This window comes from Serratia sp. GW822-FHT06D09 (genome assembly GCF_058799515.1).
In genome coordinates, this window is the sequence record NZ_JBXALO010000009.1 from 121,497 (window position 1) to 137,401 (window position 15,905).

At 58.6% G+C, this 15,905-nt stretch carries 14 protein-coding genes; 13 read left to right on the top strand and 1 reads right to left on the bottom strand.

All coding sequences use genetic code 11. The features are described from left to right. Nucleotides 1-91: 91 nt before the first annotated feature. The 6 genes from prmB (at nt 92) to AC1RKG_RS19985 (ending at nt 5,125) form a co-directional block, all read left to right on the top strand. Entirely contained in the window at nt 92-1,024 is a 933-nt protein-coding gene (gene prmB / locus AC1RKG_RS19960; protein ID WP_041415542.1) for a 50S ribosomal protein L3 N(5)-glutamine methyltransferase, read from the top strand. A 62-nt stretch (nt 1,025-1,086) separates the two neighbouring features. After that, on the top strand, nt 1,087-2,172 hold the full coding sequence (aroC, locus tag AC1RKG_RS19965) for a chorismate synthase (RefSeq protein WP_020827910.1): 1,086 nt from the start codon (nt 1,087-1,089) through the stop codon (nt 2,170-2,172). A gap of 5 nt (nt 2,173-2,177) precedes the next feature. Beyond that, complete coding sequence (mepA, locus tag AC1RKG_RS19970) at nt 2,178-3,005, top strand: penicillin-insensitive murein endopeptidase (RefSeq protein WP_044552709.1); 828 nt, start codon at nt 2,178-2,180, stop codon at nt 3,003-3,005. Nucleotides 3,006-3,133: 128 nt separating this feature from the next. Next, entirely contained in the window at nt 3,134-3,934 is an 801-nt protein-coding gene (locus tag AC1RKG_RS19975) for a sulfite exporter TauE/SafE family protein (protein WP_046373022.1), read from the top strand. Between the two features lie 66 nt (nt 3,935-4,000). Beyond that, on the top strand, nt 4,001-4,558 hold the full coding sequence (locus AC1RKG_RS19980) for an elongation factor P hydroxylase (protein WP_020827907.1): 558 nt from the start codon (nt 4,001-4,003) through the stop codon (nt 4,556-4,558). 285 nt (nt 4,559-4,843) lie between these two features. Beyond that, nucleotides 4,844-5,125, top strand: coding sequence for a YfcL family protein (locus tag AC1RKG_RS19985; protein ID WP_020827906.1), 282 nt, complete (start codon nt 4,844-4,846; stop codon nt 5,123-5,125). A gap of 46 nt (nt 5,126-5,171) precedes the next feature. On the opposite strand, the gene mnmC is transcribed toward AC1RKG_RS19985, so the two are convergent. After that, nucleotides 5,172-7,196 carry a bifunctional tRNA (5-methylaminomethyl-2-thiouridine)(34)-methyltransferase MnmC2/FAD-dependent 5-carboxymethylaminomethyl-2-thiouridine(34) oxidoreductase MnmC1 gene (gene mnmC / locus AC1RKG_RS19990; RefSeq protein ID WP_493183630.1) on the bottom strand — a complete coding sequence of 675 codons (2,025 nt, stop codon included), beginning with the start codon at nt 7,194-7,196 and terminating at the stop codon, nt 5,172-5,174. A gap of 170 nt (nt 7,197-7,366) precedes the next feature. Here mnmC and fabB point away from each other — a divergent pair, with 170 nt between their 5' ends. The 7 genes from fabB (at nt 7,367) to AC1RKG_RS20025 (ending at nt 15,866) form a co-directional block, all read left to right on the top strand. Continuing rightward, entirely contained in the window at nt 7,367-8,581 is a 1,215-nt protein-coding gene (gene fabB, locus AC1RKG_RS19995) for a beta-ketoacyl-ACP synthase I (RefSeq protein ID WP_020827904.1), read from the top strand. Between the two features lie 210 nt (nt 8,582-8,791). Next, complete coding sequence (locus tag AC1RKG_RS20000; protein ID WP_020827903.1) at nt 8,792-9,013, top strand: putative periplasmic lipoprotein; 222 nt, start codon at nt 8,792-8,794, stop codon at nt 9,011-9,013. A gap of 204 nt (nt 9,014-9,217) precedes the next feature. Then, nucleotides 9,218-9,640 carry a hypothetical protein gene (locus tag AC1RKG_RS20005; protein ID WP_493183631.1) on the top strand — a complete coding sequence of 141 codons (423 nt, stop codon included), beginning with the start codon at nt 9,218-9,220 and terminating at the stop codon, nt 9,638-9,640. A gap of 68 nt (nt 9,641-9,708) precedes the next feature. Further along, nucleotides 9,709-10,032 (top strand): copper-binding protein, encoded by a 324-nt coding sequence (locus AC1RKG_RS20010; protein ID WP_493183632.1) that lies wholly within the window; start codon nt 9,709-9,711, stop codon nt 10,030-10,032. 10 nt (nt 10,033-10,042) lie between these two features. Next, nucleotides 10,043-11,302, top strand: coding sequence for a TolC family protein (locus AC1RKG_RS20015; protein ID WP_493183633.1), 1,260 nt, complete (start codon nt 10,043-10,045; stop codon nt 11,300-11,302). Next, on the top strand, nt 11,299-12,750 hold the full coding sequence (locus AC1RKG_RS20020) for an efflux RND transporter periplasmic adaptor subunit (protein ID WP_493183634.1): 1,452 nt from the start codon (nt 11,299-11,301) through the stop codon (nt 12,748-12,750). Before AC1RKG_RS20015 ends, AC1RKG_RS20020 begins: the two co-directional genes overlap by 4 nt. After that, nucleotides 12,747-15,866 carry an efflux RND transporter permease subunit gene (locus AC1RKG_RS20025; protein ID WP_493183635.1) on the top strand — a complete coding sequence of 1,040 codons (3,120 nt, stop codon included), beginning with the start codon at nt 12,747-12,749 and terminating at the stop codon, nt 15,864-15,866. Before AC1RKG_RS20020 ends, AC1RKG_RS20025 begins: the two co-directional genes overlap by 4 nt. Nucleotides 15,867-15,905: the final 39 nt, after the last annotated feature.

The window sequence follows — 15,905 nt, forward strand, 5'->3', positions numbered from 1 at the left end:
GAAAAGCGCAAGGGGTTAGCGTGATTTGTCGCGGGCTTCATGGCAAACTATGCGGCTAAATCATGAATCACAGTGCCTGCCGGAGGGCAAATTGGACAAAATTTTCGTCGAGGAAGCAGTGAACGAACTGCACACCATTCAAGATATGCTGCGCTGGACGGTCAGCCGTTTTAACGCCGCTGATATCTACTATGGTCACGGAACCGATAATCCGTGGGACGAAGCGGTGCAATTGGTGCTGCCAAGCCTGTTCCTGCCGCTGGATATTCCAGAGGACATGCACACCGCCCGTTTGACCTCCAGCGAGCGCCACCGCATCGTTGAGCGCGTGATCCGCCGCGTCAACGAACGTGTCCCGGTAGCCTATCTGACCAATAAAGCCTGGTTCTGCGATCTGGAATTCTACGTTGATGAGCGTGTGCTGGTTCCGCGTTCCCCGATTGGCGAACTGATCAACGATCGCTTCAGCGCCCTGATCCCGCACCCGCCGCGCCATATTCTCGACATGTGTACAGGCAGTGGCTGTATCGCCATTGCCTGCAGCTACGCTTTCCCGGAAGCGGAAGTTGACGCGGTCGATATCTCCAGCGACGTGCTGGCGGTGACCGAGCGCAATATTCAGGCGCTCGGCGTTGAACAACAGGTGATCCCGATCCGTTCCGATCTGTTCCGCGATGTTCCCGCGATCCAGTACGATCTGATCGTCACCAATCCGCCGTACGTGGATGCGGAAGACATGTCCGATCTGCCGCAGGAATTCCGCTTTGAGCCAGAGTTGGGCCTGGCGGCCGGCAGCGATGGCCTGAAGCTGGTGCGCCGTATTCTGGCCTGCGCGCCGGACTACCTGAGCGACGACGGCGTGCTGATTTGTGAAGTGGGTAACAGCATGGTACATCTGATGGAACAGTATCCGGATATTCCGTTCACCTGGCTGGAGTTTGAAAACGGCGGTGACGGCGTGTTCATGCTGACCAAGCAGCAACTGGTGGATTGCAAAGAGCACTTCAGCCTCTACCGCAGCTAAGCATTCTTCGGGCCTGCTTTGGCGGGCCCCACAAAGATAATAATTAAGGGTAAGGAGCCGCGATGGCAGGAAACAGTATTGGGCAGATTTTCCGCGTCACCACATTTGGTGAATCTCACGGTGTGGCGCTGGGATGTATCGTAGACGGTGTACCGCCGGGTATCCCGCTTACCGAAGCCGATCTGCAGCACGACCTGGACCGTCGCCGTCCAGGCACCTCTCGCTATACCACTCAACGTCGCGAACCGGATCAGGTACGTATTCTTTCCGGCGTGTTTGAAGGTGTGACCACCGGTACCAGCATTGGGCTGATGATAGAAAACACTGACCAGCGTTCACAAGATTACGGCGCTATCAAAGACGTGTTCCGTCCGGGGCATGCGGATTACACCTACGAGCAAAAATACGGCGTGCGCGATTATCGCGGCGGTGGCCGTTCTTCGGCTCGTGAAACCGCCATGCGCGTTGCGGCAGGGGCTATTGCCAAGAAATATCTGCTGCAGAAATATGGCGTACAGGTGCGCGGCTATCTGGCGCAGATCGGCGACGTGGTCTGTGAGCTGAAAGATTGGGAGCAGGTTGAACAGAACCCGTTCTTCTGCCCGGATCCCGATAAGCTGGAAGCCCTGGATGAACTGATGCGTGCGCTGAAGAAAGAGGGCGACTCCATTGGTGCCAAGGTCAGCGTGATTGCCGAAAACGTGCCGGTTGGCCTCGGTGAGCCGGTGTTTGACCGCCTCGACGCGGATCTGGCCCATGCGTTGATGAGCATCAATGCGGTGAAAGGCGTGGAAATCGGCGACGGTTTCGCGGTGGTCAACAAGCGCGGCAGCGAAAACCGTGATGAGATCACCCCGGAAGGCTTCCAGAGCAACCATGCAGGCGGCATTCTCGGTGGCATCAGCAGCGGTCAGCCGGTCATTGCTCACCTGGCGCTGAAACCTACCTCCAGCATTATGGTGCCGGGCAGAACCATTAACCGTCAGGGCGAAGCGGTGGAGATGGTCACCCGTGGCCGTCACGATCCTTGCGTAGGCATCCGTGCGGTGCCGATTGCCGAAGCGATGATGGCGATTGTGCTGATGGATCACCTGCTGCGCCAGCGTGCGCAAAACGGTGATGTGGTCTCTAACGTTCCACGCTGGTAACTCCCATGAAAAACTGGATGTTGGGCATCCTTGCCCTGATGGCTTCGGGCTCCGCCCTGGCGCTGACGCCGTGGCAGAAGATCGACCACCCGGTGGCCGGCGCACCGCAGGCAGTGGGCGGTTTTGCCAATGGTTGCATTATCGGCGCTCAGCCGTTACCGCTGAACTCACCGGATTATCAGGTGATGCGGCCCGATCAACGCCGCTACTTCGGCCACCCGGATCTGCTGGCATTTATCCAGCGGCTGAGCAGCAAAGCCAGCCAAAGAAATCTGGGCACGGTGCTGATCGGCGATATGGCGATGCCGGCCGGTGGGCGCTTTAGCAGCGGCCATGCCAGCCATCAGTCCGGGCTTGATGTCGACATCTGGTTACAGTTGCCGCGCCAGCGTTGGAGTGCGCAGCAGTTGCTGAAGCCGCAGCCGATCGATCTGGTTTCCAGCGACGGCAAGCAGGTGGTTGCTCGTCAGTGGCAGCCGCAGATTGAATCGCTGATCAAAGCGGCGGCACAGGATCAGGAAGTGACGCGCATCTTCGTTAACCCGGCGATCAAGCAGCGTCTGTGTCTGGATGCCGGTGCCGATCGCGACTGGCTGCACAAGGTGCGCCCGTGGTTTGGTCATCGTGCCCACATGCACGTGCGTCTGCGCTGCCCGGCAGGCAGCCTGGAATGTAAAGAACAGGATACGCCGCCGCCGGGCGACGGTTGCGGTGCCGAGCTGGCAAGCTGGTTCGTGCCGCATCAGCCGAGCGCCAAACCGGGTAAACCGGTGCCGCCGCCGTTACCGCCGACCTGTCAGGCTTTGCTGGATAACCATTTCGCTGCGGAATAATATACCCAAAGTAATTGGAGTTGCATCAAGACGGTAAGGGAAGGAATCCCGATGAGCTTACACGAGTAAGTGATTCGGGTGAGTGAGTGCAATCAACACAGATGCCGCTTCAAGTAAGAGGGGTATAAATGGACTGGTTCGTCGTAGGCCCCGAGATGCTCGGGGTTTTGTTTGTGGTGGCGTTACTCGCAGGCTTTATCGACTCTATCGCCGGCGGCGGCGGGCTGTTAACCGTACCGGCGCTGCTGGCGGTGGGGGTTCCCCCGGCGCAGGCGCTGGCGACCAACAAGCTGCAGTCGGTGGGCGGTTCCCTCTCCGCCAGTCTGTATTTTATCCGCCGACGAGCGGTCGATCTCAACGATCAGAAGCTGACCATTTTGCTGGCCCTGATCGGTTCCGTTGCCGGGGCTGTGCTGGTGCAGCACATGCGCGCCGATCTGCTGCGGCAAATGCTGCCGTTATTGGTGATCGGCATCGGCCTGTACTTCCTGCTGACGCCGCGTTTGGGGGAAAACGATCGGCAGCGCCGTTTGAGCGCCTTGCCGTTCGGGCTGGTGGCCGGTGGCTGCGTCGGTTTTTACGATGGCTTCTTTGGGCCCGGCGCCGGTTCCTTCTATGCGCTGGCCTACGTGACGCTGTGCGGTTTTAACCTGGCCAAATCCACCGCGCACGCCAAGGTGCTGAACTTCACTTCCAACTTTGGCAGCCTGGTGTTGTTTATCATTGGCGGCAAAGTGCTGTGGGGTATTGGCCTGGTGATGCTGGTTGGGCAGGTGCTCGGTGCGCGCCTCGGGGCTCACATGGTGATGACCCGCGGGCAAAAGCTGATCCGACCGATGATCGTTATCGTTTCTCTGGTGATGAGCTGCAAGCTCTTGTACGACAACCACGGCGCTGAAATTCAGCAGTGGCTGGCCCTGCATTTTTAGCATGCTAAAAGAGCGGTAAAATGAAATAATTACCTCTTTATTTTTGTGGTTATTGGATTTTTATTTATGTCAGACACACAGGCTACCCATCAATATGAGCAACTGATTGAAATTTTTAATCAGTGCTTCAGCGATGAATACAACACGCGACTGGTCAAAGGCGACGATGAACCGATCTATTTGCCGGCCGACGATCAGCTGCCGTATAACCGGATCGTTTTTGCCCATGGCTATTACGCCAGCGGCATGCATGAAATCTCGCACTGGTGCATCGCCGGCGAACAGCGCCGCAAGTTGGTAGATTTCGGTTACTGGTACTGCCCGGACGGGCGAGATGCACAGACGCAAAGTGAATTTGAAGCGGTGGAAATTAAACCGCAATCTTTGGAATGGATGTTCTGCGTCGCCGCCGGTTTCCCGTTCAATGTCAGTTGCGACAACCTCAACGGTGACTGCGAGCCGGACCGCATTGCCTTCCAACGCAAGGTGCGCGAACGGGTGCTGCTGCTGTTGGAGCAGGGAATACCCACAAGACCTGCGCGCTTTATTCAGGCGTTACAATCGTTTTACAATACGCCACCGCTGGCGGCGGAGCATTTTCCCTATCCGGAAGATCTCAACTGACTATACCCTAAATACTTGGAGTTGCATCGCGGCGGCAAGCCTGCGAGTCCCTGGGAGCATAGTCCACTATGTGACCGGGGCGAGTCGGCGCAGCCAACAAAGAAGCAGCTTCAAGTATGACGGGTATATATGTTTAACTGAAAATAGATACCCAATAGCTTCCAAGCTGTAGCTAGGCGGCAAGCAAACAAATCCCCAGGAGCTTACTCAGGTAAGTGACCGGGGTGCGTGAGCGCAGCCAACAACGCTAGAGTTTGAAAGATGAAGGGTATGAGAGGAAATTTGATGATCGCAGAATTTGAAGCGCGCATTTTGGCGCTGATTGATGACATGGTAGAGCACGCCAGCGATGATGAACTGTTTGCCGGTGGCTACCTGCGCGGTCATCTGACGTTGGCGGTTGCCGAGGTCGAAGAGCTGGGTGAACACTCCGCTGAAGCGCTGAAGGCGCAGGTGGAAGGCAGCCTGCATAAAGCCATTGCCGCCGGTGAACTGTCACCACCGGATCAGGCACTGGTGTATGGCATGTGGGAAACGCTGTACAAAACGGCATTGCCTACCGCCTGATAGTGCTTCTGCAGGGCGCTTTCGCCGGCGCCCTGCGTGATTTTTCTTACGCTACCACACGTCCCTTCAGTAATTTCCTTACCCACATTCTATTCGGGTTCAACGCCGCTAACAGGTCTGCGTCGCCCGGCAAAGGTTCGCCAAACAGCTGCGCCGCCAAAATCTCTGCCGCCAGCGGGGCCGAGCACAACCCACGAGAGCCTAACCCGCCAATCATGAACAGATTGGGGTAGCTCGGCGCATTGGCGATAGCTTCACCGCGTTGGTGTTGACGTTGCAAATCCTGGTACTGCGTTAGCGTGGCCTGGTAGTCGGGTACTGCACCTACCATTGGCAGGTGATCGCGAGTGGCGCTGCGTACGCCGCAGCGCGCCTGGCGGTCGCTGACGTCCACCTCCAGCGGCCAGGTTTGATCCGGCAGGCAACGTAGCAGGCGAGCCCGATTTTCCTGCTGCTCTTCTTCGCGGTATTCGGTGGCGGTCTCGCCGCGCTGGTAACTGGCGCCGATACAGTGCTGCTGATTATTGGCATTCACCGGCGTCAGGTAACCGTCGTAACACAGCACCTGCTTCAATGCACTCAACTGCGGCGTGGTAGGAATATGGGATACCTGACCGCGCACCGCATAAACCGGCAGCGCTTCACTTTGCGTCAGTTCGGATAACCGATGCCCGTTGGCCAGAATCACCGTCGCATGCTGTCGAATTTCACCCCGGCTAAAGCTGAGTTGCCAACCTGCTTCTTGGGCGGTCAGAGCGCTGAGCGTAGCGTCATAATGGCAGCGCATCCCTTGACGTTGCGCCAGCGCAATCGCACTGCGCGTCAGCTCGGCCGGACACAGCCAGCCACCCTGCGGGTAGTTAATGCCGTCAAAACCGCTGTCGACGCCGCACAAGGCGCTGAGCGTAGCGCGGTCGGCCGGCATGGCGAGCGCCTGCGGCCATTCAACCGCCAGCATCTTGGCAATTTTCCCGGCGCTCTTCTCGTCAAAGGCCAGTTGGCTCACACCGCACCACTGATGGTCGAATTCCACGCCCTGTCGCACCAGTGCATCGTACTGACGACGGGCAAACGGAAACGCGGCGCTGAAGAAATTTTCCAGCGCATCGGCTCGGCCGTTCAACAAAGGGTAGAGTGCGCCCTGACGGTTGCCTGATGCCCCTTCGCCCGGCTGCGGATCTGCGCAATACAGCGTGACTTTTGCGCCGCGTCGCAACAGGGCGAGGGCGGTTAGCGCGCTGGCGACGCCGCCGCCAATGATGGCGATATCATCGGTATTCTCCGCCACCGGGCGCATCAGCCAGGGAGCAGGGTGAGCGACGGCCGGCGCATCGGCAGGCAACTCGCCGGTCAGCATCTCTCGCTTCTGGCCGAAGCCTTTGGTTTTGATGACATCAAAACCGGCCTGCTGCAAGCCGCGACGCACGAAGCCTGCGGCGGTAAAGGTGGCAAGGCTGCCGCCCGGCCGGGCAAAGCGCGCCATGGCGCCGAACAGCTGCTCCGTCCACATATCCGGGTTCTTTGCCGGGGCGAAGCCATCGAGGAACCAGGCATCGATTTGACGGTTCATGCTGGCGTCGAAGTGAGGCAGCAACGCGTTCACGTCGCCAAACCACAGATCGAGCGTGATGCGCCCTTCGGCCAGCAGCAGGCGGTGGCAGCCCGGCAGCGGCAACGGCCATTGAGCGCGTAATTCATCGGCATATGGCGCCAGTTCCGGCCAGCGGGCATGCGCCGCCGCCAAATCGGCCTGCAGCAGCGGGAATTTTTCAAAGCTGATAAAGTGCAGGCGCTGAAGCGGGGCGTCCGGCATCGCCGTGCGGAAACCGGCAAAGGCCTGCCACAGCGTCAAAAAGTTAAGCCCGGTGCCGAAGCCGGTTTCCGCCACGATAAACAGCGGGCGAGGGTGGTCGGCAAAACGTTGCGGCAGTCGGTTGCCCATGAGAAACACATAGCGGGTTTCTTCCAGCCCATCCTGATTGGAAAAGTAGACGTCATCAAACTGTTTCGAAACAGGTGTACCCTGTTCATTCCAGGATAACGCTGCGGTTTGGATCGGGGCGTGGCTCACGGTTAGTTGCTCGTAACTCAAGGGGTGACGGGATTCTAACGGCGCTGGCGCTATGGCGCAAACTGGATAAGAATAAAGCTGAAAAACGCTGATCGGACTTGTTCGGCGTACATCTGTACGCTAAAGTGCGATGCAAAATCCCGAATGTAAAATTGTGGAAGAGGTATTGAATGAAACGTGCAGTGATTACTGGCCTGGGAATCGTCTCCAGCATTGGTAACAACCAGCAGGAGGTCCTGGCGAGCCTGCAGGAAGGACGTTCTGGGATCACTTTCTCCCAGGAGCTGAAAGATTCCGGCATGCGTAGTCACGTATGGGGCGATGTTAAACTGGACACTACGGGTCTGATTGACCGTAAAGTGATGCGCTTTATGAGCGACGCGTCCGTTTATGCCTATCTTTCCATGGAAGAAGCCATCAAGGACTCAGGTCTGGCTGCCGATCAGGTTTCCAACGATCGCACCGGTCTGGTTGTTGGCTCAGGTGGTGGTTCTCCGCGCAACCAGGTTGCCGGATCCGATGGCATGCGTGCCAAAGGCCTGCGCGGCGTTGGTCCGTACATGGTGACCAAGGCTATGGCTTCAGGCGTTTCTGCTTGCCTGGCAACCCCGTTCAAAATTCGTGGCGTTAACTATTCCATCAGCTCTGCCTGCGCAACCTCTGCACACTGCATTGGTCACGCGGTTGAACTGATCCAACTGGGCAAGCAGGACGTGGTCTTTGCCGGCGGCGGCGAAGAGCTGTGCTGGGAAATGGCCTGTGAGTTCGATGCGATGGGCGCACTGTCCACCAGCTACAACGACACCCCTGAAAAAGCTTCTCGTACTTACGACTCTGCCCGTGACGGTTTCGTCATCGCCGGCGGCGGCGGTATGGTGGTGGTTGAAGAGCTGGAACACGCTCTGGCGCGTGGTGCGCACATCTATGCTGAAATCATCGGCTACGGTGCGACCTCCGACGGTGCCGACATGGTGGCTCCATCAGGTGAAGGCGCGGTGCGCTGCATGAAGATGGCGCTGCAGGGCGTTGATACCCCAATCGACTACATGAACGTTCACGGCACCTCCACGCCGGTGGGCGACGTGAAAGAGCTGGGTGCCATTCGCGAAGTGTTTGGCGACAACACCCCGGCAATCTCTTCCACCAAGGCCATGACCGGTCACTCACTGGGTGCCGCGGGCGTGCAGGAAGCGATCTACAGCCTGCTGATGGTTGAGCACGGCTTTATCGCGCCGAGCATCAACATCGATAACCTGGATGAGAAAGCCGCTGGCATGAACATCGTGACTGAGCCAACTCAACGCGAGTTGACCACCGTGATGTCCAACAGCTTTGGCTTCGGCGGCACCAACGCCACGCTGGTGATGCGTAAGCTGCAGAAGTAATTCCGGCCTCAAGGTTCTGGATCAAGCCCGCATTTTTGCGGGCTTTTTAATGCCTGCAATCCCTGCCGACGGGCCGCTAGGAGTTATCCCAAATTACATCTCCTGACGGATCATTAACGCTTTGTTCAGCCTTTTGCGCATACAATGGCTCAATAGCGCGAATATCACTCGGCGTAGCGTTTCAGAGTGATCGAACATTGAGGCAAGAGTATGAAAAAGTTAATTGCGGTTGGATTGCTGTCGGTCATTCTGGCTGGGTGCGCGACCGATTCCCCTTGTGTCCCGGTCTATGACGACCAGGGTCGTCTGGTGCACACCAATACCTGCATGAAAGGCACCACGCAGGACAACTGGGAAACCGCTGGCGCCATCGCCGGTGGGGCAGCGGCAGTTGCCGGTCTGACGCTGGGTATTATCGCGTTGACCAAATAACCTTCCGTCGGAGAGTCTCCCGGTTTAAAAGCCCAGCATCTGCTGGGCTTTTTGTTTGGGTAATCCACCGCCAGTTGATTGAAGTCATGGCATTTATATTACCGGCCCACAGATGGGCAGTTCTTTGTCAGCGGATGTAAATTCCATTCCTGCGCCCGGTCCGGGTCGATATACTCCCGCTATCTCCCACTCTGGAACGATCTGATGTCGGCTTTGGCGTCCATCTCCTTATCCATGCACCGCCTGCGCTTTACTAAAAAGCGGGCCTGCGCATGGTTATTGGTCGTCAGCTGGCTGTTGTTGAATACTCAACTGGCGTTGGCCAGCCACAACTGCAACCTGCAGTTCAGCGGTGAAGCGCCGATGGCTCAGCATATGATGCATATGCAAAACAGCGTGCCGTCGCAGCAGCAGATGCAAACCCAAGAGCCGCTGTGTGAGAAACACTGCGTTCCGGAGTCAGCCCAACAGGATCACAGCAACCTGACATTGGCTGCGCTGCCTACCAGCAGCGAATTGGCCGTTATTACGCCTTTCCCGTCTCGTTCAGTCCCCTCCAATACCTGGCAAACGCCCCCGATAACAGGTCCGCCGGCAGAGATCGTTTTCTGCCGGTTCCGTGAATAGTTCTGACAACCGCTTTGCCGTCTCCGACGGTTTTCCGCGTTTGTTAACTATTTTATGGAGTACCCGTTATGCGTAATGTATTTGCTGCCGTAGTGATCGCCCTGTTTTTCTCTTTTAGCGCCAGCGCTGCCGATATGGCAATGCAGGATCCTGCCGCAAGAACTGCCGATGAAATCCACAGCCAGGGCGTCGTCAAAAGCTGGGATGAGCGAAAGGTGTCTATCGCGCACCAGGCCATTCCTGCACTCAGTTGGCCGCCAATGACCATGAGCTTCCTGCTTCCTTCATCGCCTTCATTCGCCGTCTTGCCGGTGGGTACCGAGGTTGATTTCAGCTTCCTGCCGATCGACGGCGGTTATCAGCTGATCGCCATCGCCGCTGCTCGACCATAACGGAGGCGTTATGACCATTATCCTTTCTCACCCTTGGCGGGTGGGCTGGCTGCTGCTTGCCTGTTGGGCACCGGCCACCCTGGCGGCGGGTCTGACGCTGCAACAGTCATTGACGGCGGCCGAAGGTTATTCGGCGGAGTTATCCGCCAATCGTCATCAGGTTGACGCCTTGCAGAACATGGCGGATTCGGCAATGCAGTTGCCCGATCCCAAGCTGAAGTTCGGCATTGAAAACGTGCCGGTGCAGGGCGGCAACGCTCGGCGTTTTACCCGCGAAGGCATGACCATGGGACGAATCGGCATCATGCAGGATTACGTCAGCAGCACCAAACGTCAGCGTAAAGCGGACACCCTGCGCGCCGAAGCCAGCCAGACGGATGCGGGCAGCGCCACCATTCGCGCTCGCCTTCAACAGCAAACCGCACAGGCCTGGCTGGCGCTGGCGCTGAGTCGGCAAACCCTGCGGGATGCCTCAGCCCTGGTGACGGAGAGTGAACGCCAGATTGCCACTCAGCATGCTGCGGTAGCCGGCGGGGGAACCCCAGCGAGTGGAGTGCTGGATGCCAGGCTGACGCTGCTAAGCATGCAGGATCGCATCAGCGAGGCGCAGCGTGATGTTGCTGTCGCGCAGGCGCGTCTGACGCAGTTGACCGGCCTGTCTGCGACGGATACCGCCGGGGCCATGCCGCGCTTTGAACGTTTACCGGCGGACAGCGAAGTATTGCGGCAGGCCATCAGGCAACACCCCGAGGTGTTGCAGGCCAGCCGTGAGGCGGACGTCGCCAAGGCGCGTTCGGCGCAATCAGAGGTGGCGGCGATACCGGACGTCGGCGTCGAGGTGTATTACGGCAAACGGGCCGACGAGTACGAGGATTTGGCCGGGGTGATGTTTACCGTCGATCTGCCGTTGTTCCGCTCGCAGCGGCAGGATAAGGACTATGCCGCTGATGTTTCCCGCAGCATGGAGGCCAACGATCGGCTCACGTTGTTGATACGTGATCATCAGGCACAGCTCGATACGCTGTTGGCGCAATATCAGGCGGCTCAGGCGCAGTGGCAACGCCAACAGGAGCAGGCTATTCCCCTGCAACAACAGCGGGTCACTTTGCTGTTAGCGCAGTACCGCAGCGGTAAAAGCGATTTGTCGGCGGTACTGGAAGCTCGGCGGGCGCTGCTCGACAGTCGCCTCAGCGCCGGCAAGGCCGCCAGGGAACTGGCACAGATTTGGGCCGCCATTCGCTATCTCACCCCTCAGGAATCAATGCAATGAAAATACAATTCAAGCTAGCGCTGTTAGCGGCGCTGATTGGCACTGGGCTGGCGGGATACTGGTTTGGCGCAGCGGGAGAAGCGCCTGCGCCGGCCGTCAAGAGTGAGCGGCAGGTGCTTTATTGGTACGACCCGATGATGCCGGGGCAGCGTTTTGACCAACCGGGTAAATCGCCCTTTATGGATATGCAACTGGTGCCGCGCTATGCCGATGAGGTTGAACCGGAAGGGGGCGTGACCATCAGCGCCCGGCAACAGCAGAACCTGGGCGTTCGCACCGAAGCTGCACAATTGCGCCAACTGGAGCCACAACTGAGCGCTTTCGGCAGCGTCGCCACCGATGAACGCGGGGTTCAGATTGTCGCCGCCCGCGCCAACGGACTGGTGGAAAAACTCTACGTGCGTGCCAGTCAGCAACAGGTGAAAAAGGGCGAAGCCCTGGCGCAGCTGTGGATCCCCGACTGGAGTGCGGCACAGCAGGAATATCTGGCAATACGCAAACTGGGCGATAGCGCACTGACCGCCGCTGCACGTCAGCGGTTGCAGTTGCTGTTTATGCCCGAGGCGGTGATCCGGCAGGTGGAACGTTCAGGTAAACCCGAACCGCGGGTGCAGATAGCGGCACCGGAAAATGGTTTTGTGAATAAGCTGAGCGTGCTCGAAGGCGCTCAGGTGACGGCCGCGCAGGGGCTGTTTGAACTAGCCAGCCTCGATCCGGTGTGGATCGTTGCCGATTATCCGCAGGCGCAGGCCGGATTGTTGAAAGTGGGCGATAAGGTGCAGGCCGCTTCCGCCAGCTGGCCTGGTGAACGATTTGAAGGCGAGGTGAGCGAACTGCTGGCCAATGTCGATCCGCTGACCCGAACCTTCAAAGCGCGCATCCTGTTGAAAAACCCTCAACAAAAGCTTCGACCGGGCATGTACCTGCAACTGACATTGTCGCACAGCAACCTCGGCCAACCGGTGTTGGCGATACCGCAGGAGGCGCTGATCGACAGCGGCGATCGCAATAGGGTGTTGATCGCCGAAGGCAATGGGCACTTCACGCCGGTTGACGTGGTGGCCGGTCGTGCGCAGGACGGCTGGGTAGAAATCAAACGTGGGCTGAATGCAGGGCAAAGGGTAGTGACCTCCGGCCAATTCCTGATTGATTCCGAGGCCAGCATGCGCAGTGCCTTGCCACAAATGGCGGCGCCAAACGAGGTGAAACAATACCAGGCCGAGGGGGTGGTGGATGCCGTGAACGAGAGCACCATCACGCTGTCCCACGGCCCCGTGCCGGAGCTGCAGTGGCCGGCGATGACCATGGATTTTGCCCTGCCGCCAGGGGGAATACCTGCCGGTATCAAACCCGGTGATAGCGTAAAAATCCACTTTAGCGTTGATGAACAAGGTTCACATATCAGCCAAATCGTGCCGACAAGCGCTGAACATGGGGGCCACTTATGATTGCTTTCGTGATCCGCTGGTCGCTGCGCAACCGGCTCTTGGTGCTGCTGGCTTCGGTGCTGTTGGCCGGTTGGGGGATCTGGGCATTGCAGAAAGCGCCGCTGGATGCGCTGCCGGATCTCTCCGACGTACAGGTGATTGTCCGTGCCACCTATCCGGGCAAGGCACCGCAGGTAATTGAAGATCAGGTGACCTATCCGCTGACCACCACGTTGCTCTCGGTGCCGGGGGCCAAAACGTTACGGGGTTTTTCCATGTTTGGCGACGCCTACGTTTACGTGTTGTTTGAGGACGGCACCGATTTGTACTGGGCGCGTTCGCGGGTGCTGGAGGCGCTCAGCCAGGTGCAATCCTCACTGCCGCCGCAGGTGAAGGTGGCACTGGGGCCGGACGCCACCGGCGTCGGCTGGGTGTACGAGTATGCCCTGGTGGATAACAGCGGCAAGCACAGCCTGGCCGACCTGCGCGCGCTGCAAGACTGGACGCTGAAGTTTGAACTGAAAACCGTCCCCAACGTGGCGGAAGTGGCCAGCGTGGGCGGCATGGTACGCCAATATCAGGTGGTGCTGGATCCACCCAGCCTGCGCGCGCTAAACATCACCCATCAACAGGTAGTCAGTGCCATTCAGGACGCCAACCAGCAAGGCGGCGGGGCGCTGCTGGAAATGGGGGAGGCGGAGTATATGGTTCGCACCTCGGGCTACCTGAAAAAACTCAGCGACTTTGCCAACGTGGTGATCACCGTGCGTGACGGTGTGCCGATCCTGCTGTCGCAAGTGGCAACACTGCGTGAAGGGCCGGAGATCCGCCGGGGCGTGGCGGAGCTGAACGGCGAGGGCGAAGTGGCGGGCGGCATCGTCGTGATGCGCTACGGCAAAAATGCCCTGGAAACCATCAACGCGCTGAAGGTCAAGCTGCAGGAGGTTCAGCAGACCCTGCCGCCGGGTGTGGAAATTGTCACCGTGTACGACCGCTCCCAACTGATCGAACATGCAATTGAAACCTTGTCCCACAAGCTCCTGGAGGAGTTTATCGTGGTGGCTTTGGTGTGCACGCTGTTCCTGTTCCATTTTCGTTCGGCGCTGGTGGCGATGATCACGCTGCCGCTCGGCATTCTTGGCGCCTTTGTGGTGATGCATTACCAGGGCGTAAACGCCAATATCATGTCGCTGGGGGGAATCGCCATCGCCATTGGCGCCATGGTGGATGCAGCCATCGTCATGATTGAGAACATGCATAAGGTGCTGGAGCAGTGGCGGCAACGCCATCTTGGACAGCAGCCGACGTCGACGGATTATTGGCGCATTTCAGAGCAGGCGGCGGTGGAGGTGGGGCCGGCGCTGTTTTGCAGTTTGCTGATTATCACGCTGTCCTTCATTCCGGTGTTCACCCTGCAGGCGCAGGAAGGCCGGATGTTCTCCCCGCTGGCCTACACCAAAACCTACGCCATGGCGGTGGCGGCCGGTCTGGGCATTACGCTGGTGCCGGTGCTGATGGGCTACTTTATCCGCGGCCGCATTCCCGACGAACATGCCAATCCGATCAACCGCTGGCTGATCCGCCTGTATCAGCCGGTGCTGGCGTCGGTGTTGGCACGGCCAAAAACCACGCTGGGGATTTCGTGCCTGCTGTTGCTGTTAACCGCCTATCCGCTTAGCCGGTTGGGCAGCGAATTTATGCCGCAGCTCGACGAAGGTGACCTGTTGTATATGCCTTCCTCGCTGCCGGGGATGTCGGCGCGCGAGGCCAGCAGGCTACTGCAACTGACCGACAGGTTGATCAAAACCGTGCCGGAAGTGGCGACGGTGTTCGGTAAGGCCGGCAGGGCGGAAAGCGCTACCGATCCCGCTCCGCTGACCATGCTGGAAACCACCATTCGTTTCAAACCGCGTGACCAGTGGCGACCGGGCATGACCATGGACAAGCTGGTGGCGGAACTGGATGCGGTGGTCAAGGTGCCGGGTATTGCCAACGTCTGGGTTCCGCCGATCCGCAATCGGCTGGACATGTTGGCCACCGGAATCAAAAGTCCGGTGGGCATCAAGGTGAACGGCAATAATATGGCCGATATCGAACGGATTTCCGGGCAGATTGAGCAGGTGGTGAAGCAGGTGCCGGGCGTCACTTCGGCGCTGGCAGAACGCATCACCGGCGGCCGCTACGTGGATATCGATATCGACCGTCAGCGGGCTGCGCGCTACGGCGTTTCGGTGAAAGAGCTGCAATCCATGGTGGCGACGCTGGTGGGCGGCGAAAACATTGGCGAAACCGTCGAGGGCCGGGCGCGTTACCCGATCAATGTGCGTTATCCGCGTGAGGTGCGTGATTCGGTACAGCAGTTGCAGGCGTTACCGGTACTGACTGCCAGCGGTGGCCAGGTGCCGCTGTCGATGCTGGCGGATATTCGGATTAGCGAAGGGCCACCGATGCTGAAAAGTGAAAACGCGCGGCTCTCCAACTGGATTTATGTCGATCTGCGCGGGCGCGATCTCAAATCGGCGGTGGAAGAGATGCAGCAGGCCGTCGCGCAGCAGGTCAAGCTGCCGGCCGGGGTGTCGTTGAGCTGGTCCGGGCAGTTTGAATATCTTGAACGTGCCAGCGCTCAGTTGAAAATCGTACTGCCGGTAACATTGGCAATCATTTTCGTGCTGCTGTTTGTCACCTTCAGCAGCGTGCGTGATGCGTTGTTGATCATGGCGACGCTGCCGTTTGCGCTGATCGGCGGGGTGTGGCTGCTCTATCTGCTGAACTACAACCTGTCGGTGGCCGGGGCAGTTGGCTTTATCGCGCTGGCGGGTGTGGCGGCGGAATTCGGCGTGATAATGGTGCTGTACTTGAACCATGCGTTGGAAAAACATCGCCAGCCGGGACAACCGCTCACGCAAAAACAGCTGATGGATGCCATCACCGAGGGGGCGGTATTGCGGGTGCGACCAAAAGTGATGACCGTTGCCACCATTATGGCCGGGCTATTGCCGATCATGTGGGGTAACGGTGCCGGTTCTGAGGTAATGCGGCGCATTGCGGCACCGATGATTGGCGGCATGCTCAGTGCACCGCTGTTGTCGATGTTGGTGGTTCCTGTGGTCTACCTGTTACTGCACCGAAAAGGATAAGCAAGCGGGGTGCAGTGCACTGCGCCCCGTCTTTACCGC